Here is a 24,108-nt window from a genome sequence, read left to right on the forward strand (position 1 = left end):
CAATTGGATCTGCGACACTGGTAAGGCCATGCCTAAGCCCGGAGAACTCACTTTCGTAGCCCCGCGCGGAGCCAAGAAGCCGCCGCGGCACCTTGCCGACCTCACGCCCGCCCAGCGCAAGGAGGCGGTGGCCGAGGTCGGCGAGAAGCCGTTTCGTGCCAAGCAGCTCTCGCAGCACTACTTCGCGCGGTACGCGCACGACCCCGAGCAGTGGACCGACATCCCGGCCGGTTCGCGGGACAGACTGCGCGAGGCGCTGTTCCCAGAGCTGATGACCGTCGTCCGGAATCTGTCCACCGACCAGGGGACGACCCGCAAGACGCTGTGGCGGCTGTTCGACGGCACGCTCGTGGAGTCGGTGCTGATGCGGTACCCGGACCGGGTGACCATGTGCATCAGCTCGCAGGCCGGGTGTGGGATGAACTGCCCCTTCTGTGCCACCGGGCAGGCGGGGCTCGACCGGAATCTGTCGACCGCCGAGATCGTCCACCAGATCGTGGACGGCATGCGGGCGCTGCGGGACGGGGAAGTGCCCGGTGGGCCCGCGCGGCTTTCCAACATCGTCTTCATGGGCATGGGCGAGCCGCTCGCCAACTACAACCGGGTCGTGGGGGCCATCCGCGCGCTCACCGATCCCGCGCCGGACGGGCTCGGGCTCTCGCAGCGCGGGATCACGGTCTCGACGGTCGGGCTCGTGCCCGCCATCCACCGGCTCGCCGACGAGGGCTTCAAGTGCCGGCTCGCGATCTCCCTGCACGCCCCCGACGACGAGCTGCGCGACACCCTCGTCCCCGTGAACACGCGGTGGAAGGTGCGCGAGGTGCTGGACGCCGGGTTCGAGTACGTCGAGAAGTCCGGGCGCCGGCTGTCGATCGAGTATGCGCTCATCCGCGACATCAACGACCAGGCCTGGCGCGGTGACCGGCTCGGGCGGCTGCTCAGGGGCAAGCCCGTGCACGTCAACCTGATTCCGCTGAACCCGACGCCGGGGTCCAAGTGGACCGCCTCGCGCCCCGAGGACGAGAAGGCGTTCGTGGAGGCCATCGCCGCCCACGGTGTCCCGGTCACCGTCCGGGACACCCGCGGGCAGGAGATCGACGGGGCGTGTGGTCAGCTCGCGGCCACCGAGCGGTAATCTGGCTGCGTTCGATCAGGTCTCATCACATCTTCATATTCCGACAGGGGAGCGCCACAGCGCTGAGAGTGCGGCATACGGGCCGCAGACCCTCTGAACCTCGCCCAGGTCATTCTGGGTAGGAAGTTCGGTCACCACTCATGCTGTCGTGCCCTGCCCGGGTTCTTCCCAGAAGGACCGGGCAGGGCCGCGTTCTTCCTGGCCAACCCCCAGGAGGACAACTCACGTGCACACCAAGACCCTCGTGGCCGCGGCGGTCGGCCTCGGCCTGCTCACCTTGTCCGCGTGCGGATCGACGGACGGCAAGGGCTCGGCGGACTCCAAGACCGTGACCCTCGTCAGCCACGACTCGTGGGCCGTCTCCAAGAACGTGCTCAAGGACTTCGAGAAGCAGTCCGGCTACAAGGTCCGGGTACTGCCGGGCGGCGATGCCGGCCAGGCGGTCAACAAGGCGATCCTGACCAAGGACAACCCGCAGGGCGACGTCTTCTTCGGCGTCGACAACACCCTGCTGTCCCGGGCTCTCGACAACGGGCTGTTCCAGCCCTACGAGGCGAAGGGCCTCGGCACCGTCGGCGCCGCCTACCAGCTCGACCAGGACAAGCACCGGGTCACGCCGGTCGACTACGGCGACATCTGCGTCAACTACGACAAGGCCTACTTCAGCGAGCACAAGCTGACCCCGCCGCAGACCTTCGCCGACCTTGCCAAGCCCGCGTACAAGAACCTCCTCGTCACCGAGAACGCGGCCACCTCCTCACCCGGCCTCGGGTTCCTGCTCGGCAGCGCCGCGCAGTACGGCGACAACGGATGGCAGGACTACTGGAAGAAGCTCAAGGCCAACGGCGTCAAGGTCGTCGACGGCTGGGAGCAGGCCTACCGCCAGGAGTTCTCCGGCTCGTCCGAGGGCAAGAAGGCGGGCGGCGACCGGCCGCTCGTGGTGTCGTACGCCTCCTCCCCGCCCGCCGAGGTGATCTACGCCAAGAAGCGGCCCAGCACCGCCCCGACCGGCGTCGCCACCGGCACCTGCTTCCGGCAGATCGAGTTCGCCGGGCTGCTGAGCAACGCGAAGAACACCAAGGGCGCCAAGGCGTTCATCGACTTCCTGCTCTCCAAGGAGTTCCAGCAGGACATGCCGCTGAACATGTTCGTGTACCCGGTGGTGCAGGGCGCCGCGGTGCCCGACGACTTCACGAAGTACGGGCCGGCCGCCAAGGAGCCCGAGACCATGGCCCCCGGCAAGATCGCCGCCAACCGCGACCAGTGGGTCAAGTCGTGGACGTCGCTCGTACTGAAGTAGCCGAGGGGCGAACGCGCGGGAGCGCGGCGCGGCTGGGGCTCCTGGCCCTGCCCGTCGCGTTCTTCGCCGTCTTCTTCGCCTGGCCCGTCGCCGCGATCGTCGCACGCGGGCTGAAGGTGGACGGCGTCTGGCAGTTCGGACGGATGGCGGACGTCGTCACCCAGCCCGACATCCGGCACGTGCTCTGGTTCACCGCCTGGCAGGCGCTCGCCTCCACCGCGCTCACCCTGCTGCTCGCCCTGCCCGCCGCCTATGTCTTCGCCCGCCTGGACTTCCCGGGCAGACAGCTGCTGCGGGCCGTCGTCACGGTCCCCTTCGTGCTGCCGACCGTCGTCGTCGGCACGGCGTTCCTCGCGCTCGTCGGCCGCGGCGGGCTCCTCGACGACCTGTGGGGCGTACGGCTCGACACCACCGTGTGGGCGATCCTGCTGGCGCACGTCTTCTTCAACTACGCGGTGGTCGTCCGCACGGTCGGCGGGCTGTGGGCCCAGCTCGACCCCCGGCAGGAGCAGGCCGCCCGGATGCTCGGCGCGTCCCCGCTGCGCGCCTGGCGGAAGGTGACGCTGCCCGCCCTCGCACCCGCCGTGGCCGCCGCCGCGCTGATGGTGTTCCTGTTCACCTTCACCTCCTTCGGCGTGGTGCAGATCCTCGGCGGGCCCACCTTCTCCACCCTCGAAGTGGAGATCTACCGCCAGACCTCGGAGATCTTCGACCTGTCCACGGCCGCCGTCCTCACCCTCGTCCAGTTCGTCGCGGTGGGCGCGATCCTCGCCGTGCACGCCTGGACGGTACGACGGCGGGAGACCGCCCTGCGGCTCGTCGACCCGAAGGCGACCGCCCGCCGGCCGCGCGGCGCCGGGCAGTGGGCGCTGCTCGCCGGGGTCCTGGTCACCGCGGCCCTGCTGCTGGTCCTGCCGCTCGCCGTGCTCGTGCGGCGCTCCCTCGACGCGCCGGGCTTCGGCTACTACCGCGCGCTGACCGACGCCGACGGCGGCACCTTCCTCGTGGCGCCGCTGCACGCCGTGTGGACCTCGCTCGAGTACGCCGCCACCGCCACCGCCATCGCCGTGCTGATCGGCGGCCTCGCGGCCGCCGCGCTGGCCCGCAGGGACGCCGGCCGGCTGGTGCGCGGCTTCGACGCGCTGCTCATGCTGCCCCTCGGCATCTCCGCCGTGACCGTCGGCTTCGGCTTCCTCATCTCACTGGACAGGCCACCACTGGATCTGAGGCAGTCCTGGATCCTCGTACCGCTCGCGCAGGCGCTGGTGGGCGCTCCCTTCGTCGTACGGACGATGCTGCCCGTGCTGCGGGCGGTGGACGGACGGCTCAGGGAGGCGGCGGCCGTGCTCGGGGCCTCGCCCTGGCGGGTGTGGCGCGAGGTCGACCTGCCGTTGGTGCGGCGGGCCCTGCTGATCGCGGCCGGGTTCGCGTTCGCCGTGTCTCTCGGGGAGTTCGGGGCGACCGTGTTCATCGCCCGGCCCGACAATCCGACGCTCCCGGTCGCCGTGGCCCGGCTGCTGAGCCGGCCCGGGGACCTCAACTACGGGCAGGCGATGGCCCTGTCGACGATTCTGATGGTGGTGTGCGCGGCGGCCCTGCTGGTCCTGGAGCGGCTGCGCACCGACCGTACGGGGGAGTTCTGATGCTGCTGAGCCTTGCGGACGCGACCGTGCGCCTCGGCGGGCGGCCCGTGCTCGACGCGGTCGACCTCGACGTCGCCGAGCACGAGGTGGTGTGTGTGCTCGGACCCAGCGGCAGCGGAAAGTCGACGCTGCTCAGGGCGGTGGCCGGACTCCAGCCCCTGGACTTCGGCCGGGTGCTGCTCGACGGCCGGGACCAGGCGGCCGTGCCCGCGCACCGGCGGGGCGTCGGGCTGATGTTCCAGGACCACCAGCTCTTCCCGCAGCGGGACGTCGGCGGCAACGTGGCCTTCGGGCTGCGGATGCACGGCGTGCCGAGGGGCGGACGGGACGCCGAGGTCGGGCAGTTGCTGGAGCTGGTCGGACTGCCGGGAGCCGCCGGGCGGGCCGTCGCCGGGCTGTCCGGCGGCGAGCAGCAGCGCGTGGCCCTCGCCCGGGCACTCGCGCCCCGGCCCCGGCTGCTCATGCTGGACGAACCCCTGGGGCAGCTCGACCGCTCGCTGCGCGAACGGCTGGTGGTCGAACTCCGGGAGCTGTTCGGCCGGTTGGGTACGACCGTGCTCGCCGTCACCCACGACCAGGGCGAGGCCTTCGCGCTGGCCGACCGGGTGGTGGTGATGCGGGACGGGCGGATCGCCCAGTCCGGCACGCCGCTGGAGGTCTGGCAGCGGCCCGCGGACGAGTTCGTGGCCCGCTTCCTCGGCTTCGACAATGTGGTCCCGGCGACCGTCGGCGACACGGCTGCGGACACTCCGTGGGGCAAGCTCCCCGTGCCCGACGGCTCGCCCCGGGGCAACCGCCCGCTGCTGGTCCGGCCCGCCGGCGTACGGCTCGTCGCGGCCGACGAGGGCCTGCCGTGCACGGTGACCGCCCGCACCTTCAAGGGCACCCATGTGGCCGTCCACCTCCGGCCCCGGGACGGCGGCCCGCGCCTGGAGGCGGCCTGTGCACTCCGGGACGCGCCGGAGGCCGGGGCCGAGGTGGGGGTCGCGTTCGACGCGGCCGAAATCGTGGTGCTCGGCTGATCACCTCACCCCTAGGGTGAGGGGCATGACTTTGCTCGCACATGACCGTTACTGCGACGAAATCGCCCACCAGGTGGGGCAGTTGAGGGCCGTGCTGTCCTCCGGCGCGGACCTCTCCACCACCGTGCCGACCTGCCCCGACTGGTCACTGGAGGACCTCGTACGTCATACGGGCGGCGCCCTGCGCTGGGTGGACGCGCTGGTGCGCAGCCGCGCGCAGGAGAACATCCCGGAGGAGCGGATCACGCTCGCCGGCGGACCCGAGGAGCGGGGCGACGCGGCGGCCCTGGACAAGTGGCTGGCGGAGACCGGCGAGCAGGTCGTCGGCGCGCTGCGCGAGGCCGGGCCGGACACCAAGGTGTGGAGCTGGCAGGGGAACGCGACCTCTGGCTTCTGGGCCCGTCGCATGACCCACGAGATCACCGTCCACCGCGCCGACGCGACGCTCACCGCCCAGGTGCCCTACGAGGTGGCGCCCGAGATCGCCGCCGACGCGCTCGACGAGTGGCTGGACATCGCCCTGTTCTTCCAGCACATCCGCGGCCAGGAAGAGGCCTTCCGCCTGGACGGGCCCATGCGCACCATCCACCTTCACGCCACGGACGCCGACCCCGCCCTGAACGCCGAGTGGCTGGTGGAGTTCGGCGCGGACGGCATCCACTGGCGGCGCGGCCACGAGAAGGCCACCGTCGCCCTGCGCGGCCCGCTCACCTCGGTGCTGCTCGCCTTCTACCGGCGGCTGCCGCTGGACGCCCCCGGCCTGGAGGTGCTCGGCGAACGCGAGGCGCTGGAGTTCTGGCTCCAGCGGGCGACCTTCGGCTGAGCACGACCGCGGCCCGCCCCCTGGGGATCGGGGACGGGCCGCGGCGATGTACGAAGTGAGGTGTCAGCGGCCGCTGCTCGCCCCACGGCGGCGCATGCCGAAGTAGACCGCGCCACCGCCGACGACGACCAGGGCGCCCGCGACACCGGCGATCAGACCGGTGTTGGAGTTGGCACCGGTCTCGGCGAGGTTCGAGTCAGCGGCCGCCGGGGACGGCGCGTTGCTCGGCGCGCCCGCCGGGGCGGAGCTGCTCTCGGAGGCCGACGGAGTCGGGGTGGAGGTGGACGCCGACGGCTTCGGCGTCGGGGTGGCCGGCGGCGTCGGAGTCTGGGACTCCTCCTTCTTGCAGGCCGTGGACGGGGTCACCAGGTCGGGCTTGACGTCCTCGTCGACCTGGTCGCCGGCCTTGACGTGGATGCGGTAGGTGGCGTTGGGCTTCCAGTTCTCCTGGAAGCTCACCGTGGTGCCCTTGGCGGAGCCCTTGATGTCCTGCGGCGCGCCGACCTGCTTCTCGACACCGGCGGCGTTCTTCGAGAAGACGGTGATCGTGGCCGGGGTGCCGGAGGCGTCCTTGTCGGTGACGACGATGACGCCCTTGTTGCCGCTGCACTGGGCTTCGGCGGAGAACTCGGTGATGTTGCAGGCGAGCGCCTGGCCGGCGACACCGAGGGCCAGCGCGGCGGAGGCGGAGGCAACACCCAGGATGCGCACGGAACGGCGGGCGCTACGGCGGGTTATGGACAACGTCTGTCCTTTACAAGAGTGCAGAACTGCGGGGGGTTGAGGGGGAGACGGGACGACGGATGAGGTGATGCCCCAGCACCCCCAGGAGGCTCACAGGTTTATAAGCGCTCCATAAGAGTGTCAATGCATATGCCCGTGGCGGCCGTTGGCTTTGCCTGCTTATTAACTGCAGAGACGTTTCAACACCTCAGGAGCCTGCTCGATCCGGTCAACGAGGGCGATACGGGACTCCATGGACCGCCCCCGCGCCAGCGACTGCAGCAGCGGCCAGGTCGGCAGTTCCCGTGTCCAGTGCTCCTCGTTCACCAGCACCATGGGCGTGGGCTCGCCCCGCGACTCGTAGTAGTTCGGCGTCGCGTTGTCGAAGATCTCCTGTACGGTGCCGGCGGCGCCCGGCAGGAACACCACCCCGGCGGTGGAGCGGGCCAGCAGGCCGTCCTCGCGGGTGGCATTGGCGAAGTACTTGGCTATGTGCGCGGCAAAGGCGTTCGGCGGCTCGTGGCCGTAGAACCAGGTGGGGATGCCCACCGACTCCCCGCCGCCGGGCCAGCGTTCGCGCACCTCGAAGGCGGCCCGTGCCCAGTCGGTGACGGACGGCCGGAACGAGGGTGCCTCGGCGAGGAGTCGGAGCGCCTCCTCCAGCATGCCGTCGTCGAAGGGGGCGGCGTACGCGCCGAGGTTGGCCGCCTCCATGGCACCGGGGCCGCCGCCGGTGGCGACCGTGAACCCGGCGCGTGCCAGCTCCCGGCCCAGCCGGGCGGCTCCGGCGTAGGCGGCCGTGCCGCGGGCCATCGCGTGGCCGCCCATGACGCCCACCACCCGGGCGCCGGAGAGGAGTTCGTCCAGGGCGTCGGAGACGGCGTCGTCGTGGATCGCGCGCAGCATGGAGGCGAAGACGTCACCGTCGGCCTTGGTGCGCTGGAACCAGGCGTAGGCCCGCGCGTCCGGCGTCGCCTCGTAGCCCTCCTCCAGCGACTCGAACAACTCGTCGGGTGAGTAGGCGAAGCCGCGGTACGGGTCGAAGGGGAGCCCCGGGACCGGCGGGAGCACCAGGGCGCCGGACGACCGGACGTGGGCGGCCGCCTCGGGGTCCATCGGGCAGCCGAGGAAGACGGCGCCCGTGGTGTCGAGGGTGAGCAGAGTCTTCGTACGGTCCGTCAGATCGACGGCCTGGACGCGGTAGTGGGCCAGCGAGCCGTGCTCGGCGACCACCTCGTCGAACTCGGCCAGGGACTCGATCTCGCGGTCGTGGGAGCCGTCGAGCGGCTGGGCGGGTGTCGGATGCACCCGCCCATGCTAGGCACGTCTGTGCGAACGGACCGGGTCAGCCCTGAACCGCCGCCGGGTCCATCCACATGACCTCCCAGGTGTGGCCGTCGAGGTCGTCGAAGGCGCGGCCGTACATGAAGCCGTGGTCCTGCGTCTCGCCGCTGGGCTTCCCGCCCGCCGCGATCGCCTTGTCCACCAGCTCGTCGACCTTCTCGCGGCTCTCGGCGCTCAGACACACCAGCACCTCGCTGGACGTCGTCGAGTCGACGATCTCCTTCTTCGTGAACGTGGCGTAGTGCTGCTTGCTGAGCAGCATCGCAATGATCGTGTCGCTGATCACGACGCAGGCGCAGTCGTCGGTGCTGAACTGGGGGTTGATCGTGTACCCGAGCGCGGTGAAGAACTTCTTGGACGCCTCGACGTCCGCGGTGGCCAGGTTCACGAAGATCATCTGCTGGTACATGGGGGTCTCTCCCTCGGGTCCGTGCGCTTGCTGCCGTTCGCTGGGTCAGACGCCGGGCCGCCGCGGAACTCATCGGCGGCCGGAGATTTTTCTCGGGAGATTTTTCGGGGGACCTTCTCGTACGACACTCAGTGGGCCATCGGCAGCGCCGCCAGGTTGGCGATCACCAGGGCGAGCGGGCCGAACACGGCGAGCAGGGCGGCCGCGCGGAGGGCGGCGGCGCTGCGCAGCATCGCGGCGGGGGCGCCGAGGCGCAGCAGCGCGGCGACGGTGTCGGCACGGCACTGCCGGGCCTCGGTGGCCGCCGTCAGCAGGGTCGCCACCGTGCTGCCGGTGACCACGAGCGCGCCCAGGGTCGTCAGGGGCCCGAAGGAGGGGCCGGGGCCGTCGTACAGGACGGTCAGGGCGTAGACGGCGGACGCCACCGCGCACACCACGCCGAGGGGGCGGCCGACCCGCGTGGCCTCCGCCATCAGACCCCGGCCGGCCAGCAGCCTGAGGGCGCCCGGCCGCACGGACTGCAGGACGCGCCCGCACAGATGGGTGAGGCCGGGGGAGGCGAGGACCAGCCCGAGAGCGGTCAGGACCCAGCCGACCAGCACGGTGAAGGCCTCGACCGGCAGGTCGGTGAGGTCGGGGGCGGGGCTGGTGCGGCCGGCGTAGGCCTGCACGGCGAGGCCGGCGGCGACGGTGGCGATGCCCCAGGGGAGGCCGACGGGGGCCTCGCGGGGCGGCGGGAGGGTGGCGGAGATGTCGGCCTGGTCGGCGTCCTGTTCCGGTGCCTCGCAGTCGGTGACCCCGAGGTGAGTGGTCTCGGGCGGAACCTGCTGGGCGGTCTCCTTCTTTCCGGCGGCAGCACGCGACCCTGCGGGGGCGAGCAGCCGCGCCCCGAACCTCCCGTACGCCCCGAACGTCTCCTGCTGTGCCGAGTGGCCGTACGCACCGAAGCGGCCGAAGACGCGGGTGGACTCGGCAGGCCGGTGCGGGTCCCTGGGGCGCAGGGCGACGGCCACCGCCGTCGAGGCGCACACCGGGACCAGGGCCAGCAGGGTCAGGGCCGCCGGCAGCGGGAGGGGCTGGTCCGCGGCCAGGAACTGGGCCGCCGCGCCGTCGAAGGGCATGCCCGTCAGATCGCCGCGCAGGTGCAGGAAGACCAGCAGCGCCAGCATCGAGCCCAGGGTGGCGGACAGGGCCGTCGTCAGCGCCGAGATCGCCATCAGGCGGGCCGGGCCCAGGCCCACGGCCGACAGGCCCTGCCGGGGTCTGGTGCCGGGGTCCGTGCGGGCCACCGCGACCGCGAAGTACACGGTGGCGGCGAGCGGGACCAGGCACCAGGCCAGGCGCAGCACGGCCGCGCCCGGGGTCTGCGGGTGGCCCAGCGCGTAGCCCAGGGTGCCGAGCAGCAGGAAGCCGGTGCCCCCCGAGGCGGCGGCGACCAGCAGGCGGCGCAGCTGGACGGCGGGCCGGGCCGCGCGGGTCAGGCGGAGAGCGAGCACGCGGCCCGGCCTTCCGTCTCCGGCGCGTCCGGCAGGTGCACGGTCTTCACACGGCGCCCGTCCAGCAGGGAGAGCGCACGGTCGGTGAGGGCTGCGGTGTCGGAGTCGTGCGTGGCCAGCACGACGGTGATGCCGTGCGAGCGGGCCGCCGTGGTGAGCGTGCGCAGCACATGGGCGCGGTCGGCGCGGTGCAGCGGGGCCGTCGGCTCGTCCGCGAAGAGGATCGTGGGCCCGGGGGCGAGCGCGCGGGCGATGCAGACGCGCTGGCGCTCCGCCTGCTGCAGCTCGTGCGGGCGTCTGCGGGCCCGGTCGCCGATGTCCAGCCGCTCCAGCCACTCCAGCGCGGCCACCTTGGCCCGGCGGCGACCGGTGCCGCGCAGCATCAGCGGGAGGGCGGCGTTCTCCCAGACGTTCAGCTCCGGTACGAGTACGGGGGACGGGTCGATCCAGCCGAAGCGGTCGCGGCGCAGCCGCTCACGGGCCGTCGGCCCCAGCGTGTGCAGGGGCGTGCTGTTGAACCAGACCTCGCCCTGCTGCGCCCGCACCAGACCGGACAGGCACCTGAGGAGCGTGGTCTTGCCGCTGCCGCGCGGGCCGTTGACGGCGAGGATCTCGCCCTGCCGCACCTCGAGCGAGACACCGGCCAGGGCGGGCGAGCCGTCGCGGTGCGTGAAGTGCAGGGAGCGTGCCCACAGCACGTCGTTGTCCGGCGGGGCCTCCATGGGCGTACACCTCGGTTCTGATCCGTTGTTCCCTTGCTCCGTCCCCCGTCCGGGGGAACGAAGGCTGGGCCGATCGGTCAATGGAACGCTAGGCAGCCCACCACAGGAGCCTGGACAGCACACGGCCCCGGGCCGCCGTTCTCACTCGAACGGACGGCACCGGGGCCGGTGTTGGTCATCCAGTCGGATGATCAGAGCTTGGTCCACGCCTCCGTGAGGGTGGCCCGCAGGATCTGCTCGATCTCGTCGAAGGTCTCCTGGTTGGAGATCAGCGGCGGGGCGAGCTGGACGACCGGGTCACCGCGGTCGTCGGCGCGGCAGTACAGGCCGTTCTCGAACAGCGCCTTGGAGAGGAAGCCGTACAGGACGCGCTCGGTCTCCTCCTCGTTGAAGGACTCCTTGGTGTGCTTGTCCTTCACCAGCTCGATGCCGTAGAAGAAGCCGTTGCCGCGGACGTCACCGACGATCGGCAGGTCGTGCAGCTTCTGCAGGGTCTGCAGGAAGGCGCCCTCGTTGTCCAGCACGTGCTGGTTGAGGCCCTCGCGCTCGAACAGGTCCAGGTTCGCCAGGCCCACCGCGGCCGACACCGGGTGGCCGCCGAAGGTGTAGCCGTGCAGGAAGGTGTTGTCGCCCTTGTAGAACGGCTCGGCGATCCTGTCGGAGACGATGCAGGCGCCGATCGGGGAGTAGCCCGAGGTCATGCCCTTGGCGCAGGTGATCATGTCCGGGACGTAGCCGAACTTGTCGCAGGCGAACATCGTGCCCAGGCGGCCGAAGGCGCAGATGACCTCGTCCGACACGAGCAGCACGTCGTACTTGTCGCAGATCTCGCGCACGCGCTGGAAGTAGCCGGGCGGGGGCGGGAAGCAGCCGCCGGCGTTCTGCACGGGCTCCAGGAAGACCGCGGCGACGGTGTCCGGGCCCTCGAAGAGGATCTCCTGCTCGATCTGGTCGGCGGCCCAGCGGCCGAAGGCCTCCGGGTCGTCGCCGAAGAGCGGGGCGCGGTAGATGTTGGTGTTCGGCACCTTGTGCGCGCCCGGCACCAGCGGCTCGAAGGGGGCCTTCAGGCCCGGCAGGCCGGTGATGGACAGGGCGCCCTGCGGGGTGCCGTGGTAGGCGACCGCACGCGAGATGACCTTGTACTTGGTCGGCTTGCCCTGCAGCTTGAAGTACTGCTTGGCGAGCTTCCAGGCGGTCTCGACCGCCTCACCGCCGCCCGTGGTGAAGAAGACCTTGTTCAGGTCGCCGGGGGCGTAGTCGGCGATGCGCTCGGCCAGCTCCACGGCCTTCGGGTGGGCGTAGGACCACACCGGGAAGAACGCCAGCTCCTGGGCCTGCTTGAAGGCGGTCTCGGCGAGTTCCGTGCGGCCGTGACCGGCCTGGACCACGAACAGACCGGCGAGACCGTCGAGGTAGCGCTTGCCCTTGTCGTCGTAGATGTAAGTGCCCTCGCCCCGGACGATGGTCGGGACGGGGGAGTTCTCGTACGAGGACATGCGGGTGAAGTGCATCCACAGGTGGTCGTACGCGGTGCGGCTGAGGTCCTTCTGGGCCACGGTTATCGGGTTCCCCACATGTAGGTCTGCTTCTTGAGCTTGAGGTAGACGAAGCTCTCGGTGGAGCGCACGCCGGGAAGGGCCCGGATGCGTTTGTTGATGACGTCCAGCAGGTGGTCGTCGTCCTCGCAGACGATCTCGGCGAGGATGTCGAACGAGCCCGCGGCCATCACCACGTACTCGACTTCCGACATGCCGGTCAGCGCGTCCGCGATCGACTCGACATCGCCCTCGACGTTGATCCCGACCATCGCCTGCCTGCGGAAGCCCACGGTGAGCGGGTCCGTGACGGCGACGATCTGCATCACGCCCTGGTCCAGCAGCTTCTGGACGCGCTGGCGCACGGCCGCTTCGGAGAGGCCGACGGCCTTGCCGATCGCGGCGTACGGCCGGCGGCCGTCCTCCTGGAGCTGCTGAATGATGGCGAGGGAGACGGCGTCCAGCTGGGGACTGTTGCCGTTCCTGGACTCGCGGGACGAGTCCCTCTGGTCTGCGCTTCGACTGGCCACGACCTCACTGTGCACGACGTCTCGACGGTTTCGCAAGGCCATGGCGATGAAATTCGTTGTTTGCGGGTCCAAGACTTGCGGATTTCGCAGAAGAGGCGGCGACGGGGGTGTTGAAAACGTGGGAGCGGCGACTAGGGTGGGTGTCTCAGTGATCGGACAGCTTGAACCAGACCAGGAGGCCGGCAGTGAGCACCGAGCTGCGTCGTCTGCGCAACTACATCGACGGTGAGTTCCGGGACGCCGCCGACGGACGGACCACCGAGGTGGTCAACCCCGCGACGGGCGAGGCGTACGCCACCGCTCCGCTGTCCGGACAGTCGGACGTGGACGCCGCGATGGCGGCCGCCGCCGCGGCCTTCCCGGCCTGGCGCGACACGACCCCCGCCGAGCGGCAGAAGGCCCTCCTGAAGATCGCGGACGCGTTCGAGGAGCGTGCCGAGGAGCTGATCGCGGCCGAGGTGGAGAACACGGGCAAGCCGACCGGGCTGACCCGCTCCGAGGAGATCCCGCCGATGGTCGACCAGATCCGCTTCTTCGCGGGTGCGGCCCGGCTGCTCGAGGGCCGCTCGGCCGGCGAGTACATGGACGGGATGACCTCGATCATCCGCCGCGAGCCGGTCGGCGTCTGCGCGCAGGTCGCGCCGTGGAACTACCCGATGATGATGGCCGTGTGGAAGTTCGCCCCGGCCATCGCCGCGGGCAACACGGTCGTCCTGAAGCCCTCGGACACCACCCCCGCCTCGACCGTCCTGATCGCCGAGATCATGGGCTCGGTCCTGCCCAAGGGCGTCTTCAACGTCATCTGCGGCGACCGTGACACCGGCCGCGCGATGGTCGAGCACGACACCCCGGCGATGGCCTCCATCACCGGCTCCGTCCGCGCCGGCATGTCCGTCGCCGAGTCCGCCTCCAAGGACCTCAAGCGGGTCCACCTGGAGCTGGGCGGCAAGGCCCCGGTCGTCGTCTTCGAGGACACCGACATCGCCAAGGCCGTCGAGGACATCTCGGTGGCGGGCTTCTTCAACGCCGGCCAGGACTGCACGGCCGCGACCCGCGTCCTCGTCCAGGAGTCCATCCACGACGAGTTCGTCGCCGCGCTGGCGAAGGCCGCGTCCGAGACCAAGACCGGTCAGCCGGACGACGAGGACGTCCTCTTCGGCCCGCTGAACAACCCCAACCAGCTCAAGCAGGTCTCCGGCTTCATCGAGCGCCTGCCGGCCCACGCCAAGGTCGAGGCGGGCGGCCACCAGGTCGGCGACAAGGGCTACTTCTACGCCCCGACCGTCGTCTCCGGCCTGAAGCAGGACGACGAGATCGTCCAGAACGAGGTCTTCGGCCCGGTCATCACCGTCCAGTCCTTCAGCGACGAGGAGCAGGCCGTCGAGTGGGCCAACGGCGTCGAGTACGCCCTCGCCTCCTCGGTGTGGACCAAGGACCACGGCCGCGCGATGCGCATGTCCAAGAAGCTCGACTTCGGCTGCGTGTGGATCAACACCCACATCCCGCTGGTCGCCGAGATGCCCCACGGCGGCTTCAAGAAGTCCGGCTACGGCAAGGACCTGTCTGCCTACGGCTTCGAGGACTACACGCGGATCAAGCACGTGATGACGTCGCTGGACTCGTAAGAGCCCGAGAACAGGCATGCGCGGCCCCGGACGGGTTCACCTCCCCGTCCGGGGCCGCGCCCTTTCGCCGTACGGCGCCGGTCGTTCGCACGGTGTTGATCGACAAGGTGTCGGGTCCCACCCGGTGGGATCGACGCAGCGTCGATTGTCCGTGCACGGAGCCTCACGGCATCCTGCCGTGGTGCCCCAGACATCCTCGCTTCCGCGTCCCGTCTCCCGCCGTTACCTGCTGCGCGCGCTCGGCGGCACCGCCGCGCTCGGCGCCCTGGCCGGCTGCGGGGTGCCCGCCGCCTACGTCGAGCCCGGCGACCGTGCCGCGACCGATGTGTCCGCCACCGACAAGAAGCTGACCTGGGCGAACTGGCCGCTGTACATCGACACGGACGACGACAACCCCAACAAGCGGCCCACCCTCGAAGCCTTCGAGAAGCGCACCGGCATCTCCGTCGACTACGTCGAGGAGATCAACGACAACGACGAGTTCTTCGGCAAGATCAGCCCCGCGCTGATGAACCACCAGACGACCGGCCGCGACCTGATCGTCACCAGCGACTGGATGTGCGCGCGGTTCGTCCGCCTGGGCTGGGTGCAGCGGATGGACCGCGCCCACCAGCCCAACGTGGCGAAGTACCTGGACCCGCTCCTGCGCTCACCGGCCTTCGACCCGGGCCGCAGGTGCACGGTGCCGTGGCAGTCCGGCATCACCGGCATCGCCTACAACCGCCGCAAGCTCGGCCGCGAGATACGCCACGTCTCGGACCTCTGGGCGAGCGACCTCAAGGGCCGCGTGACCCTGCTCTCCGGCCTGGACGAGTCGTTCGCGCTGCTGATGCAGGGCAACGGCGTGGACGTCACCACATGGACCGCGGACGACTTCCACCGGGTCTGCGACCAGGTGGAGCGCGAGGTCCACCGGGGCCAGATCCGCCGCTTCACCGGCAACGACTACACCAAGGACCTGGTCAGCGGCGACGTCCTCGCCTGCCAGGCCTACTCCGGCGACGTCATCCAGCTCCAGGCGGACAACCCCGACATCCGCTTCCTCGTGCCCGAGGAGGGCGCCGAGCTGTGGTCGGACTCCCTGATGATCCCCAACCGGGCCCGCCACAAGACCAACGCCGAGCGCCTGGTCGACTACTACTACGACCCCGAGGTCGCCGCGAAGCTCGCCGCCTGGGTCAACTACGTCTGCCCGGTCCCGGCGGCCAAGGAGGTGCTGGCGGCGTCCAAGGACAAGGACACCGCGGCCCTGGCCGACAACCCCCTGATCTTCCCGGACAGCACCATGCGCAAGCGGCTGGCCATCGCCCGGGACATCACCTCCGACGAGCGGGTGGAGTTCGCGAAGCGGTGGAACCAGATCGTGGGGCTGTAGGTCAGTCCTGGTCGCCGTGCTGATCCAGGTGTGAGGCCAGGACCGCTGCCTGGACCCTCCGCTGTACGCCCAGCTTGGCCAGCAGGCGCGAGATGTGGTTCTTGACGGTCTTCTCGGACAGGTACAGCTTGTTGCCGATCTCGCGGTTGGTCAGGCCGTCGCCGATCAGGGCGAGGATGTCGCGTTCGCGCGGGGACAGGCTCGCCAGCTCGGGCGGCAGTGCGGGGGTCTCGGCCGGGCCGGTCCGCAGGGACCGCATCAGGCGGGCGGTCGTCGCGGGGTCCAGCATCGACTGGCCCGAGGCGACCGTGCGGACCGCCGACACCAGGTCGGAGCCCTTGATCTGCTTCAGGACGTACCCGGACGCCCCGGCCATGATCGCGTCGAGCAGGGCGTCCTCGTCGTCGAAGGAGGTCAGCATCAGGCAGGCCAGTTCCGGCATCCGGCTGCGCAGTTCGCGGCAGACCGAGATGCCGTCCCCGTCGGGCAGGCGGACGTCGAGCACGGCGACGTGCGGGCGCAGCGCGGGGCCGCGGGTGAGGGCGTGCTCGGCGGTGTCCGCGTCGCCGACCACGGAGATGTCCGGCTCGGCGTCGAGCAGGTCGGCCAGGCCGCGTCGAACGACCTCGTGGTCGTCGAGCAGGAACACCCGGATCGGGTGCTGCTCGGTGAAGGTGTGTTCCTCGGTCATGACGACCCCTCGTTCCCCGGTCGGGGCAGCCTGAGAACTGCCCCTGAGGTCGATCATCGTCCGTCGGCGCCGTGTGCACCAGGGCCGACCGGCCCTACTCGTTCAGTGGGTGCGGCTCCAGTCCCGGTACGCGGCCACCGCCGTGGGCAGCGTCGGGAAGATGTGGCCGGCGCCGACGGACTCCGCGAGGCCGTACGACTCGAGGTCGTCCAGCAGGTCCTGTTTGACCCGGGCGAGGGCGAAGACGATGCCCCTGCCGGTGAGCTCCTGGCGCAGGTCCTCCACGGCGTCCAGGGCCGTGATGTCGACCTCCACGTTGGCCTCGGTGTTGAGGACGAACCATCGGACCGGTTCGGTCTGCTCGTCCACGGCTTCCAGCGCCCGGCGCCGGAAGTTCTCCGCGTTGGCGAAGAACAGGGGCGAGTCGTAGCGGTACACGAGCAGACCGGGGACCGTACGCGCCGCCGGGTAGTCGTCGACGTCGTGCATGCCCGCCATCCCGGGGACCAGGCCCTCGACCGCGTCGTGCGGCCGGGCCACCCGGGTCAGCAGCTCCGCGATCGACAGGCCGACGGCCACGAGCACCCCGTACAGGATGTCCAGGGCGAGCACGCCCGCCAGGCAGCCCAGGGCGAGGAACAGCTCGCGGCGCCGGAAGGAGGCGAGCCGGCGGAAGCCCGCGACGTCGATCATGTGGGCGGCGGCGTAGACGACGAGTGCGCCGAGCGCGGCGGACGGCATGCGGGACAGCAACGGGCTGAGGAACAGCAGGACGGCCAGTACCACCGCTCCCGCGATCAGCGAGTACAGCTGGCTGCGGGCGCCCGCGGAGGACGCGAGCGCCGTACGGCTGGCGCTGCTGCTGACCGGGAAGCCGTGCAGCACACCGGCGCCGAGGTTGGTGGCGCCCAGGGCGAGGAACTCCCGGTCGGCGTCGAGCGCGTTCTGGTCGCCGAGGTCCGCGAACGCCCGCACGGTGAGGACCATGTCGGTGTACGCGACCAGCAGCACACCCAGTGCCGGCAGCACCAGGCCCGGCACCTCGGAGAGATCCGGCAGCGCGAGGTCCGGAAGGCCGGAGGGCACCGTGCCGATCACCGCGATGCCGTACCGGCCGTCCAGGTCGAAGACCACGACCGCCGCCGTGGCGAGGACCACGGCGAGCAGCGGTCCGGGGAGCGCGGGGAAGAAGTGGGCGACGGCGAACAGGAACACCAGGACGGCGGCGGAGAGGACCACCGTCGCCAGGTGTGCGTCCGTGAGATGAGTGACGAAGGACCACAGCTGGGGGAAGAACTCCGTGCCGCTCGTCCGCACACCGGTGAGCCTGGGCAACTGGTCCACCGCCATGATCAGGGCCACGCCCGCGAGGTAGCCGACCAGGACCGGGCGGGAGAGCAGGTCCGCGAGGAAGCCCAGCCGGATCGCCCGGGCCGCCAGGCACAGCAGGCCGACCGTGACGGCGAGGGCGGCCGCCAGCGAGGCGTAGCGGCCCGGGTCGCCGGCGGCCAGCGGTCCCACCACCGTGGCCGTCATCAGGGCCGTCGTGGACTCCGGGCCGACCGACAGCAGCCGTGAGGAGCCGAGCAGCGCGTAGAGGCCGAGCGCCGGGAGGATCGCCCAGAGCCCGGTGACCGGTGGCAGACCGGCCACACCCGCGTACGCCATGCACTGCGGTACGAGGTACGCGGCCACCGTCACGCCCGCCGGCAGGTCGCCCCGGAGCCGGTTCCGCAGGCGCGCGAGGAGCGCACCGGGCCCGGGCACGGGACCGCGCAGCCCCGGAACCCGCCCGGCCCGTCCTTTGGCCATGCGTCGACCTCCGCCGTTCGCCCTCAGGATCCACCGGCGCACCAGCCACCGCGAGGCGCACGGGCCCCGCCTCACGCTACCCCGCCGTCCGCCCCGCCCCTCAGGGCCGGTCGGTCCCGGCCGGGGACGAGTGGCCCCTGCTTCCGGCGGCATCGGACGGAGGACGGTGGACGTGGTGGAAGTGATTCCCCGCCCCGGGAGGTGGAGAGCATGACCCGGCCGGTCACGGTAGGTCTCGACGGCTCGCCCGAGAGCCGGGCCGCAGTGGAATGGGCGGCTCGTGAAGCAGTGCTGAGGGGCCTGCCTCTGAAGATCGTCCATGTCTGGGAGCCCACGCCCGAGCTGATGGGCCAGGCGCCGCTCCTGGGAGCGGAGACCCACCAGTACTGGACCGAGCGGGTCCCGCGTGAGTCCGCCGAGGGCGTCCGGCTGCGCCACCCCGGTCTCGACGTGACCGCCGAGCAGTGCACCGGGATGCCGGCCGACGTGCTGTGCGAGGCGGCGGAGGCCGCCGAACTGCTCGTGCTCGGCTCGCGGGGTCTCGGCGGCCTCGGCGGGTTCATGGTCGGCTCGGTCAGCCTGTCCGTCATCGCCCGGGTCGAACGGCCCGTGGTGCTGGTCAGGGCGGGTGAACAGGCCGCCGACGAGCACCGGATGGACCCGGCGGGCGTGCCCTCCGCCGCGGCACCCTTCCGGCCCGTCGTCCTCGGCCTCGACACCGCGGACCCCGACGAGACACTGCTCGGGTTCGCCTTCGACGCCGCCGCGCGCCGCAGGGCCCCGCTGCGCATCGTGCACGGCTGGAACCCGCCGCCCTCCGACCCGTACACCCTGTCCGCCGGCTACGACCTGCGCGGATCGGTCGCACGGAGCGAGGCCGACGTCCTGACCGAGGTGGTGCGCCCCTGGCTGCAGAAGTTCCCGGACGTGGAAGTGACCGAGGCGAGCCGGCTCGGCCATGCCGCACCGGTCCTGGTCGCCGCCTCCCGTGACGCCTCTCTGGTCGTCGTCGGCCGGCGCATCCGCACCAGTCGGCTCGGCACCCACATCGGCCACGTCACCCACGCCGTCCTGCATCACGTCGACGCTCCCGTCGCCGTGGTCGCGCACGGCTGACTCCGCCGGCCCGAGGAGGAGAAGTCATGATCATGAAGGAGCGGACGAGGGCGAACGCGGCGCCGGAGGCGCCGCTGGGCGACCTGGGCCGCAGGCTCGCCGCCCGGCGGATCCAACTCGGCCTGACCCGGCGGGAGACGGCGGCGCGTGCCGGGATGGCGGCCGGCTATCTCAGGTACCTGGAGGAGCACCCCGGGGCCACGCCGGGCGCCGGCGTGCTGACGAACCTGGCCACGGCACTGGAGACCACCGTCACCGAACTCACCGGCGGCACCGTCGACCTGCCACCCGGTATCGGACACGCCGCGCCCGCACCGGAGTTCACCCGGCTGCGCACCGGCGAGTGCCGGGCCCTGCTGGCGACGCACGGGGTGGGGCGGCTCGCGGTCAGCACCGCCTCCGGTCCGGTGATCGTGCCCGTCAACTACAGCGTCGTGGACGGTGCGATCGTCTTCCGGACCGAACGCGGCGCCACGCCGGCCCTGGCCATCGGCTACCAGGTGGCCTTCGAGGTCGACCGCATCGACGACGCGTTCAGCCAGGGCTGGAGCGTCCTGGTCCGCGGCCCCGCACACGCGGTCACGGACCCGCAGGAGCGGCGCCGGCTCACGGAACGGGCCCACAGCGCGCCCTGGGCGGGGGGTTCCCGCAACCTGTGGGTGCGCATCGATCCGTTCACCGTGACCGGACGCCGGATCACCGTGTGAGGAGGAGGGGGCGGTACGGCGGAAGGCGACGCAGGTACGACCGTACGGGCGTCGCCTTCCACCGTGCTCCCACGTCGTCGGCGCGGTCAGCCGTCCTGCGGCGCGTCGCCCCTCGCGGTCAGCAGGATGCCCGTGACCAGATCGGGGTGGATCCGCACCGCGTGGTCCATCCCCGGCAGGGCCGCCCACGGCTGCAACAGCCCCCGGATACGGGCCAGTTCGTCCACGTCGGTCACCACCTGCGCGTACCCCGTGACCACCACGCTCCAGCCGAGGTGCGTGTCCGGGTCGATGGCGTCGGCCTCGTAGGCGACGACGACTCCGGGGCTCTCGGCCTGCCGGGCCGTGGAGGTCAGGGCCGCGCCCTCGTGGGTGCGGATGACGATGTCGCCGTCGTCCAGGACGTGGTTGACCGGGCGGACGGTGGGCAGGGCCTGCCGGGTGAAGACGACCCTTCCCAGGGACACGCTGCCCAGCAGCCGCAGGGCCTCGGCACGGTCGAGATCGACGCGCCGGTGCGACGCCGGGTCCTTGTCAGTGATCATGGCGGGACTTCTTCGTGGGGTGCGTCGTTCGCTTCTCATCGGCCTCCGCCTCCGCCTCCGCCTCGGCATCGGCGTCGGGACGGGATGCGTGCGGAGCGACACCGCGGGGGATCGGTGCCGCTCCTGTGTCCACTGTCGCGCGTGCGGCGCCGCCGGGCCAGTGCCGTTCGGTCCTCGTCCGGGGACCGGAGGTCCTCCGACGGAGGTTGTCCGAAAGCACCGGTCGATGACGGATACGGTGGTGAGGACCCGGAGGGGCCGGGTGTGCCGGCCCAGGTGACCTGGAGGAACGTGGTGGCAAGCCCCGAGGGGCCCCGTGTACGACTGCCGCAGCTGAAGCTGGACGAGCTGCTGGAGGAGCTGCAGGCCCGGATCGACGCGGCCCGCGGCACCCGCGACCGGGTGCACAGCCTGCTGGAGGCGGTGCTCGCCGTCGGCCGTGAGCTGGATCTGGAGCAGGCACTGCACTCCATCGTGGAGGCGGCCGCCGTGCTCGTGGACGCGGAGTACGCCGCCCTCGGCGTCATCGGACCGGACGGCACCCGGCTGTCCCGGTTCTACACGGTGGGCGTCACCGAGCAGCAGATTGCCGCGATCGGGCCGTATCCGGCCGGCCACGGCATCCTCGGCGAGCTGATCCGGCACCCTGAGCCGCTCCGGCTCGCGAAGCTCTCCGATCACCCGGCCTCGTACGGCTTCCCGCCGAACCACCCGCCGATGAACAGCTTCCTCGGTGTCCCGATCCGGGTCCGCGACCAGGTGTTCGGCAACCTGTACCTGACCGAGAAGCGGAGCGGCGCGGAGTTCGACGAGGAGGACGAGTCGGTGCTGTCGACGCTGGCCGTGGCGGCCGGCGTGGCCATCGACAACGCGCGCCTGTACGAGGACTCGCGGCTGCGGGAGCGCTGGCTACGGGCGAACGCGGAGATCACGCACAGCCTGCTGTCGGGCAGCGGACGCTCCGAGGCCCTGAACCTGATCGCCGAGCGCGCCCGGGAGATCACCGGCTCGGCCCTCGCGGCGGTCGCGCTGCCGATGGAGGACACCGAGTCGCTCGCCGTGGAGATCGCCGTCGGAGTGGACGCGGAGGAGCACCGGGGACTGGTGCTGCCGCTGCACGACAGCCTGATGGGTCTGGCGTACTGCACCCTCGCTCCGGTCGCGACCGACGACATCACCCAGGACACGCGGATCTCCCGGGAAGCCCCGCGCTTCACCGGACTCGGCCCCGCCGTCGCCGTCCCCATCGGCACGGGGGAGGGCGGTGCCCGGGGTGTGGTCCTGCTGGTGCGCGAGGCCGGCCGCCCGGTGTTCTCGGAGAACGAGACCGAGACGCTGCGGGGGTTCGCCGCGCAGGCCGCGATCGCGATGGAGCTGGCCGAACGGCGGCAGGACGCCGAGCAGATCGCGGTGCTGGAGGACCGCGACCGGATCGCCCGTGACCTGCACGACCTGGCCATCCAGCGACTGTTCGCCACCGGTATGACGCTGCAGAGCGCGGGCCGTTTCATCGAGCACCCGGAAGCCTCCGAGCGGGTCCTGCGAGCCGTTGACGACCTCGACGAGACCATCAAGATCATCCGGTCGACGATCTTCGGGCTGCGGGCGCGCGAGGGCGGTGCCGGGAGCGGACTGCGGGCCAGGGTCGTCCGCGCGGCGGGGGAGGCCGCCCCACTGCTCGGCTTCGCGCCGAGCGTGCGCATGGAAGGCCTGCTGGACACCGACGTGCCGCGCGAGGTCGCCGATCATGTCGTGGCGGTGCTCTCGGAGGCCCTCACCAACATCGCCCGGCACGCCCACGCCGACCGGGCCCAGGTCGTCCTGAAGACCGACGGGCACGAGGTGTCCCTGACGGTCGCGGACAACGGCGTGGGCATCCCGCCCGGCGGCCGCCGCAGCGGGCTGCGCAACATGGCCGAGCGGGCGGAACAGCTGGGCGGACACCTCGCCGTGTCCGGGCCCGAGGGCGGCGGCGCCACACTGGAGTGGCGGGTGCCGCTGCCGGTCCAGTAGGCGGCGGGCCCGTGGTCGGCCGAATCGGGCCCCCGGGTGGGGCCACTCGGCACATGCGGCAGCCGGGTCCGCGGCTGCACGCTTGAGGTGCCGCGAGACGGCTCCGAGCCCCCTGGAGGACGCCATGTACGGCACTCCGACCGTCGTGAACGACGTGATGACCCGCACGGTCGTCGCCCTGCGCACGGGAGCGGCCTTCAAGGAGATCGTGCGGACCATGCGGGAGTGGCGCGTGAGCGCTCTTCCGGTGCTCGACGGCGCTGGACGCGTCGTCGGTGTGGTCTCCGAGGCCGACCTGCTGCCGAAGGAGGAGTACCGCGAGGGCGACCCGGGCCGGCACGGGCAGCTGCGGGACCCCGCCGACCTGCGCAAGGCGGACGGGGTGACGGCGGACGAGCTGATGACCGCTCCGGCCGTCACCGTGGCGCCGGACGCGACCCTCGCCCATGCCGCGCGCGTCATGGCCTGCAGCAGGGTCAAGCGGCTGCCGGTCGTCGACGACCAAGGCGCCCTCATGGGCATCGTCAGCCGCTCCGACCTGCTGACGGTGTTCCTGCGGAACGACGAGGACATCGCCGAGGACGTCGGCCGCGAGGTCGTCACCCGGCTCTTCGGCACGCGGACGGCACCCGTACGGGTCGAGGTGCACGACGGTGTGGTCACGCTCACCGGCCGGGTCCAGGACACCGTCCTCGTACCGCTCGCGACCCTGCTCGCGCGATCGGTGCCGGGCGTGGTCGACGTGCGCTGTGCGCTGACCGCCTTCAGCGAGAGCAGGGGGTGAATGCCGCGGCGATCGTCCCGGAGCCGGGTGTCACGCCAGGCCACCGCTGCCGTACGGGGCGTAGAGGTCGAGCAGCCGGGCCCGGGAGGCGGGCAGGCGCTGAGCCACCACCCGGCCCACCCAGACCGCGATCGCCCGTCCGAACCCGGAGTCGGCGGCGCACATCTCCCGGACCGTCTCGGCGTCGAACTCCCAGGCCCGCACCGGACTCGTCGCCTCGGCGCCCAGATGCCACAGGTAGGGAGGGAAGTGCCAGGACCAGCCGATCAGTTCGCCGTGCCCGACCGTCTCGACGACGGCGGGACGGCGGCCGGGCACACGCAGGTCGAGCGCGACGCTGCCGGTCCGCACGATCCAGAAGCGGTCGGCGCGCCGGCCCTCCTCGAACAGTCGCGCCCCGGCGGCGAAGGACACCTCACGGGCGACCCGCATCAGCCGTTCACGGTGTTCGGCGGGGAGGGCCGCGTTCATGGTGGTCGTGGCCGAGGTCATCGCACGAGCTCCCTTCGTGGCGTCTGACCCCACCCTGTGCCACCCCGGATCCCCGCACCACGGGCCGCCCGGCCCCGGCCCGGGGCCCTTCGGCCCATCCGGCGCCACTGAGAGGCGGGGGCGAGGTGCCATGAAGGGCGGGAAGGGCTCCATCCACTTCTCGCGGATCCTGATTGCGCGGTGCACGGCCGCGAGCCGCTTCCCCGCGTCTCCAAGGGGTCCTTCCCGCCACTTCCAGCACACCACGGGAACGGCCGGTCCACCAG

General features: G+C 71.6%; 22 protein-coding genes and 1 riboswitch. Of the genes, 11 read left to right on the plus strand and 11 right to left on the minus strand.

From position 1 onward, the window contains the following. Nucleotides 1-28: 28 nt before the first annotated feature. The 5 genes from rlmN (at nucleotide 29) to ACIRVH_RS34080 (ending at nucleotide 5,923) form a co-directional block, all read left to right on the plus strand. Nucleotides 29-1,135 (plus strand): 23S rRNA (adenine(2503)-C(2))-methyltransferase RlmN, encoded by a 1,107-nt coding sequence (gene rlmN / locus ACIRVH_RS34060; protein WP_403961455.1) that lies wholly within the window; start codon nucleotides 29-31, stop codon nucleotides 1,133-1,135. Nucleotides 1,136-1,170: 35 nt separating this feature from the next. Beyond that, nucleotides 1,171-1,278, plus strand: a riboswitch (TPP riboswitch). Between the two features lie 83 nt (nucleotides 1,279-1,361). Continuing rightward, complete coding sequence (locus tag ACIRVH_RS34065) at nucleotides 1,362-2,435, plus strand: thiamine ABC transporter substrate binding subunit (RefSeq protein ID WP_403961458.1); 1,074 nt, start codon at nucleotides 1,362-1,364, stop codon at nucleotides 2,433-2,435. A 41-nt stretch (nucleotides 2,436-2,476) separates the two neighbouring features. Further along, a complete protein-coding gene (locus ACIRVH_RS34070; RefSeq protein ID WP_403961760.1) occupies nucleotides 2,477-4,078 on the plus strand; it encodes an ABC transporter permease in 1,602 nt (533 codons plus the stop codon). Next, on the plus strand, nucleotides 4,078-5,100 hold the full coding sequence (locus tag ACIRVH_RS34075) for an ABC transporter ATP-binding protein (RefSeq protein ID WP_403961461.1): 1,023 nt from the start codon (nucleotides 4,078-4,080) through the stop codon (nucleotides 5,098-5,100). Before ACIRVH_RS34070 ends, ACIRVH_RS34075 begins: the two co-directional genes overlap by 1 nt. Nucleotides 5,101-5,125: 25 nt before the next feature. Next, nucleotides 5,126-5,923 carry a maleylpyruvate isomerase family mycothiol-dependent enzyme gene (locus tag ACIRVH_RS34080; RefSeq protein WP_403961464.1) on the plus strand — a complete coding sequence of 266 codons (798 nt, stop codon included), beginning with the start codon at nucleotides 5,126-5,128 and terminating at the stop codon, nucleotides 5,921-5,923. Nucleotides 5,924-5,986: 63 nt separating this feature from the next. Here ACIRVH_RS34080 and ACIRVH_RS34085 read toward each other — a convergent pair whose 3' ends face one another. The 7 genes from ACIRVH_RS34085 to ACIRVH_RS34115 form a co-directional block, all read right to left on the minus strand. Continuing rightward, nucleotides 5,987-6,667, minus strand: coding sequence for an LAETG motif-containing sortase-dependent surface protein (locus ACIRVH_RS34085; protein WP_403961467.1), 681 nt, complete (start codon nucleotides 6,665-6,667; stop codon nucleotides 5,987-5,989). Between the two features lie 162 nt (nucleotides 6,668-6,829). Further along, the gene (locus ACIRVH_RS34090; RefSeq protein WP_403961470.1) at nucleotides 6,830-7,954 is read right to left on the minus strand and encodes an LOG family protein; all 1,125 of its coding nucleotides are present in this window, start codon (nucleotides 7,952-7,954) and stop codon (nucleotides 6,830-6,832) included. A gap of 37 nt (nucleotides 7,955-7,991) precedes the next feature. Further along, nucleotides 7,992-8,399, minus strand: a complete 408-nt coding sequence (locus tag ACIRVH_RS34095; RefSeq protein ID WP_403961472.1) for a VOC family protein — start codon at nucleotides 8,397-8,399, stop codon at nucleotides 7,992-7,994. 128 nt (nucleotides 8,400-8,527) lie between these two features. After that, nucleotides 8,528-9,895, minus strand: a complete 1,368-nt coding sequence (locus tag ACIRVH_RS34100) for a hypothetical protein (protein ID WP_403961475.1) — start codon at nucleotides 9,893-9,895, stop codon at nucleotides 8,528-8,530. After that, the gene (locus ACIRVH_RS34105; protein ID WP_403961478.1) at nucleotides 9,877-10,617 is read right to left on the minus strand and encodes an ABC transporter ATP-binding protein; all 741 of its coding nucleotides are present in this window, start codon (nucleotides 10,615-10,617) and stop codon (nucleotides 9,877-9,879) included. Before ACIRVH_RS34105 ends, ACIRVH_RS34100 begins: the two co-directional genes overlap by 19 nt. A 191-nt stretch (nucleotides 10,618-10,808) precedes the next feature. After that, nucleotides 10,809-12,191, minus strand: a complete 1,383-nt coding sequence (locus tag ACIRVH_RS34110) for an aspartate aminotransferase family protein (RefSeq protein WP_403961481.1) — start codon at nucleotides 12,189-12,191, stop codon at nucleotides 10,809-10,811. Continuing rightward, nucleotides 12,176-12,697, minus strand: a complete 522-nt coding sequence (locus tag ACIRVH_RS34115; RefSeq protein ID WP_385167009.1) for an Lrp/AsnC family transcriptional regulator — start codon at nucleotides 12,695-12,697, stop codon at nucleotides 12,176-12,178. The genes ACIRVH_RS34110 and ACIRVH_RS34115 overlap by 16 nt, the downstream gene beginning before the upstream one ends. Before the next feature lie 170 nt (nucleotides 12,698-12,867). On the opposite strand from ACIRVH_RS34115, the gene ACIRVH_RS34120 reads away from it, so the two are divergent. Together ACIRVH_RS34120 and ACIRVH_RS34125 are read left to right on the plus strand one after the other, a co-directional pair. After that, on the plus strand, nucleotides 12,868-14,307 hold the full coding sequence (locus tag ACIRVH_RS34120) for a gamma-aminobutyraldehyde dehydrogenase (RefSeq protein WP_403961485.1): 1,440 nt from the start codon (nucleotides 12,868-12,870) through the stop codon (nucleotides 14,305-14,307). A gap of 181 nt (nucleotides 14,308-14,488) precedes the next feature. Then, nucleotides 14,489-15,682 carry a spermidine/putrescine ABC transporter substrate-binding protein gene (locus ACIRVH_RS34125; protein WP_403961488.1) on the plus strand — a complete coding sequence of 398 codons (1,194 nt, stop codon included), beginning with the start codon at nucleotides 14,489-14,491 and terminating at the stop codon, nucleotides 15,680-15,682. A gap of 1 nt (nucleotide 15,683) precedes the next feature. On the opposite strand, the gene ACIRVH_RS34130 is transcribed toward ACIRVH_RS34125, so the two are convergent. Together ACIRVH_RS34130 and ACIRVH_RS34135 are read right to left on the minus strand one after the other, a co-directional pair. Beyond that, nucleotides 15,684-16,373: a response regulator gene (locus ACIRVH_RS34130; RefSeq protein WP_403961493.1), complete on the minus strand. Its 690-nt coding sequence runs from the start codon at nucleotides 16,371-16,373 to the stop codon at nucleotides 15,684-15,686. Nucleotides 16,374-16,475: 102 nt separating this feature from the next. Next, nucleotides 16,476-18,185 carry a SulP family inorganic anion transporter gene (locus ACIRVH_RS34135; RefSeq protein WP_403961497.1) on the minus strand — a complete coding sequence of 570 codons (1,710 nt, stop codon included), beginning with the start codon at nucleotides 18,183-18,185 and terminating at the stop codon, nucleotides 16,476-16,478. 210 nt (nucleotides 18,186-18,395) lie between these two features. Between ACIRVH_RS34135 and ACIRVH_RS34140 the strand changes: the two genes are divergently transcribed. Continuing rightward, nucleotides 18,396-19,301 (plus strand): universal stress protein, encoded by a 906-nt coding sequence (locus tag ACIRVH_RS34140; protein WP_403961501.1) that lies wholly within the window; start codon nucleotides 18,396-18,398, stop codon nucleotides 19,299-19,301. Nucleotides 19,302-19,333: 32 nt separating this feature from the next. Beyond that, the gene (locus tag ACIRVH_RS34145) at nucleotides 19,334-20,008 is read left to right on the plus strand and encodes a helix-turn-helix domain-containing protein (RefSeq protein ID WP_403961763.1); all 675 of its coding nucleotides are present in this window, start codon (nucleotides 19,334-19,336) and stop codon (nucleotides 20,006-20,008) included. Between the two features lie 86 nt (nucleotides 20,009-20,094). On the opposite strand, the gene ACIRVH_RS34150 is transcribed toward ACIRVH_RS34145, so the two are convergent. Then, nucleotides 20,095-20,553, minus strand: a complete 459-nt coding sequence (locus tag ACIRVH_RS34150; protein ID WP_403961504.1) for a pyridoxamine 5'-phosphate oxidase family protein — start codon at nucleotides 20,551-20,553, stop codon at nucleotides 20,095-20,097. A 294-nt stretch (nucleotides 20,554-20,847) separates the two neighbouring features. On the opposite strand from ACIRVH_RS34150, the gene ACIRVH_RS34155 reads away from it, so the two are divergent. Together ACIRVH_RS34155 and ACIRVH_RS34160 are read left to right on the plus strand one after the other, a co-directional pair. Beyond that, nucleotides 20,848-22,566 carry a GAF domain-containing protein gene (locus ACIRVH_RS34155; RefSeq protein WP_403961507.1) on the plus strand — a complete coding sequence of 573 codons (1,719 nt, stop codon included), beginning with the start codon at nucleotides 20,848-20,850 and terminating at the stop codon, nucleotides 22,564-22,566. Between the two features lie 124 nt (nucleotides 22,567-22,690). Further along, nucleotides 22,691-23,350 (plus strand): CBS domain-containing protein, encoded by a 660-nt coding sequence (locus ACIRVH_RS34160; RefSeq protein ID WP_403961510.1) that lies wholly within the window; start codon nucleotides 22,691-22,693, stop codon nucleotides 23,348-23,350. Between the two features lie 30 nt (nucleotides 23,351-23,380). Here ACIRVH_RS34160 and ACIRVH_RS34165 read toward each other — a convergent pair whose 3' ends face one another. Next, nucleotides 23,381-23,842, minus strand: coding sequence for a cyclic nucleotide-binding domain-containing protein (locus tag ACIRVH_RS34165; RefSeq protein ID WP_403961513.1), 462 nt, complete (start codon nucleotides 23,840-23,842; stop codon nucleotides 23,381-23,383). Between the last annotated feature and the right edge of the window lie 266 nt (nucleotides 23,843-24,108).

It is taken from the genome of Streptomyces sp. NPDC101165 (genome assembly GCF_044768135.1).
In the GTDB taxonomy this organism is placed as follows: Bacteria; Actinomycetota; Actinomycetes; order Streptomycetales; family Streptomycetaceae; genus Streptomyces.

Coding starts and splice junctions, on each gene's coding strand:
- ACIRVH_RS34150 (WP_403961504.1), bottom strand. CDS start 20,553: ATGATCACTGACAAGGACCCGGCGTCGCACCGGCGCGTCGATCTCGAC.
- ACIRVH_RS34080 (WP_403961464.1), top strand. CDS start 5,126: ATGACTTTGCTCGCACATGACCGTTACTGCGACGAAATCGCCCACCAG.
- ACIRVH_RS34075 (WP_403961461.1), top strand. CDS start 4,078: ATGCTGCTGAGCCTTGCGGACGCGACCGTGCGCCTCGGCGGGCGGCCC.
- ACIRVH_RS34095 (WP_403961472.1), bottom strand. CDS start 8,399: ATGTACCAGCAGATGATCTTCGTGAACCTGGCCACCGCGGACGTCGAG.
- ACIRVH_RS34160 (WP_403961510.1), top strand. CDS start 22,691: ATGTACGGCACTCCGACCGTCGTGAACGACGTGATGACCCGCACGGTC.
- ACIRVH_RS34105 (WP_403961478.1), bottom strand. CDS start 10,617: ATGGAGGCCCCGCCGGACAACGACGTGCTGTGGGCACGCTCCCTGCAC.
- ACIRVH_RS34130 (WP_403961493.1), bottom strand. CDS start 16,373: ATGACCGAGGAACACACCTTCACCGAGCAGCACCCGATCCGGGTGTTC.
- ACIRVH_RS34140 (WP_403961501.1), top strand. CDS start 18,396: ATGACCCGGCCGGTCACGGTAGGTCTCGACGGCTCGCCCGAGAGCCGG.
- ACIRVH_RS34135 (WP_403961497.1), bottom strand. CDS start 18,185: ATGGCCAAAGGACGGGCCGGGCGGGTTCCGGGGCTGCGCGGTCCCGTG.
- ACIRVH_RS34145 (WP_403961763.1), top strand. CDS start 19,334: ATGAAGGAGCGGACGAGGGCGAACGCGGCGCCGGAGGCGCCGCTGGGC.
- ACIRVH_RS34165 (WP_403961513.1), bottom strand. CDS start 23,842: ATGACCTCGGCCACGACCACCATGAACGCGGCCCTCCCCGCCGAACAC.
- rlmN (WP_403961455.1), top strand. CDS start 29: ATGCCTAAGCCCGGAGAACTCACTTTCGTAGCCCCGCGCGGAGCCAAG.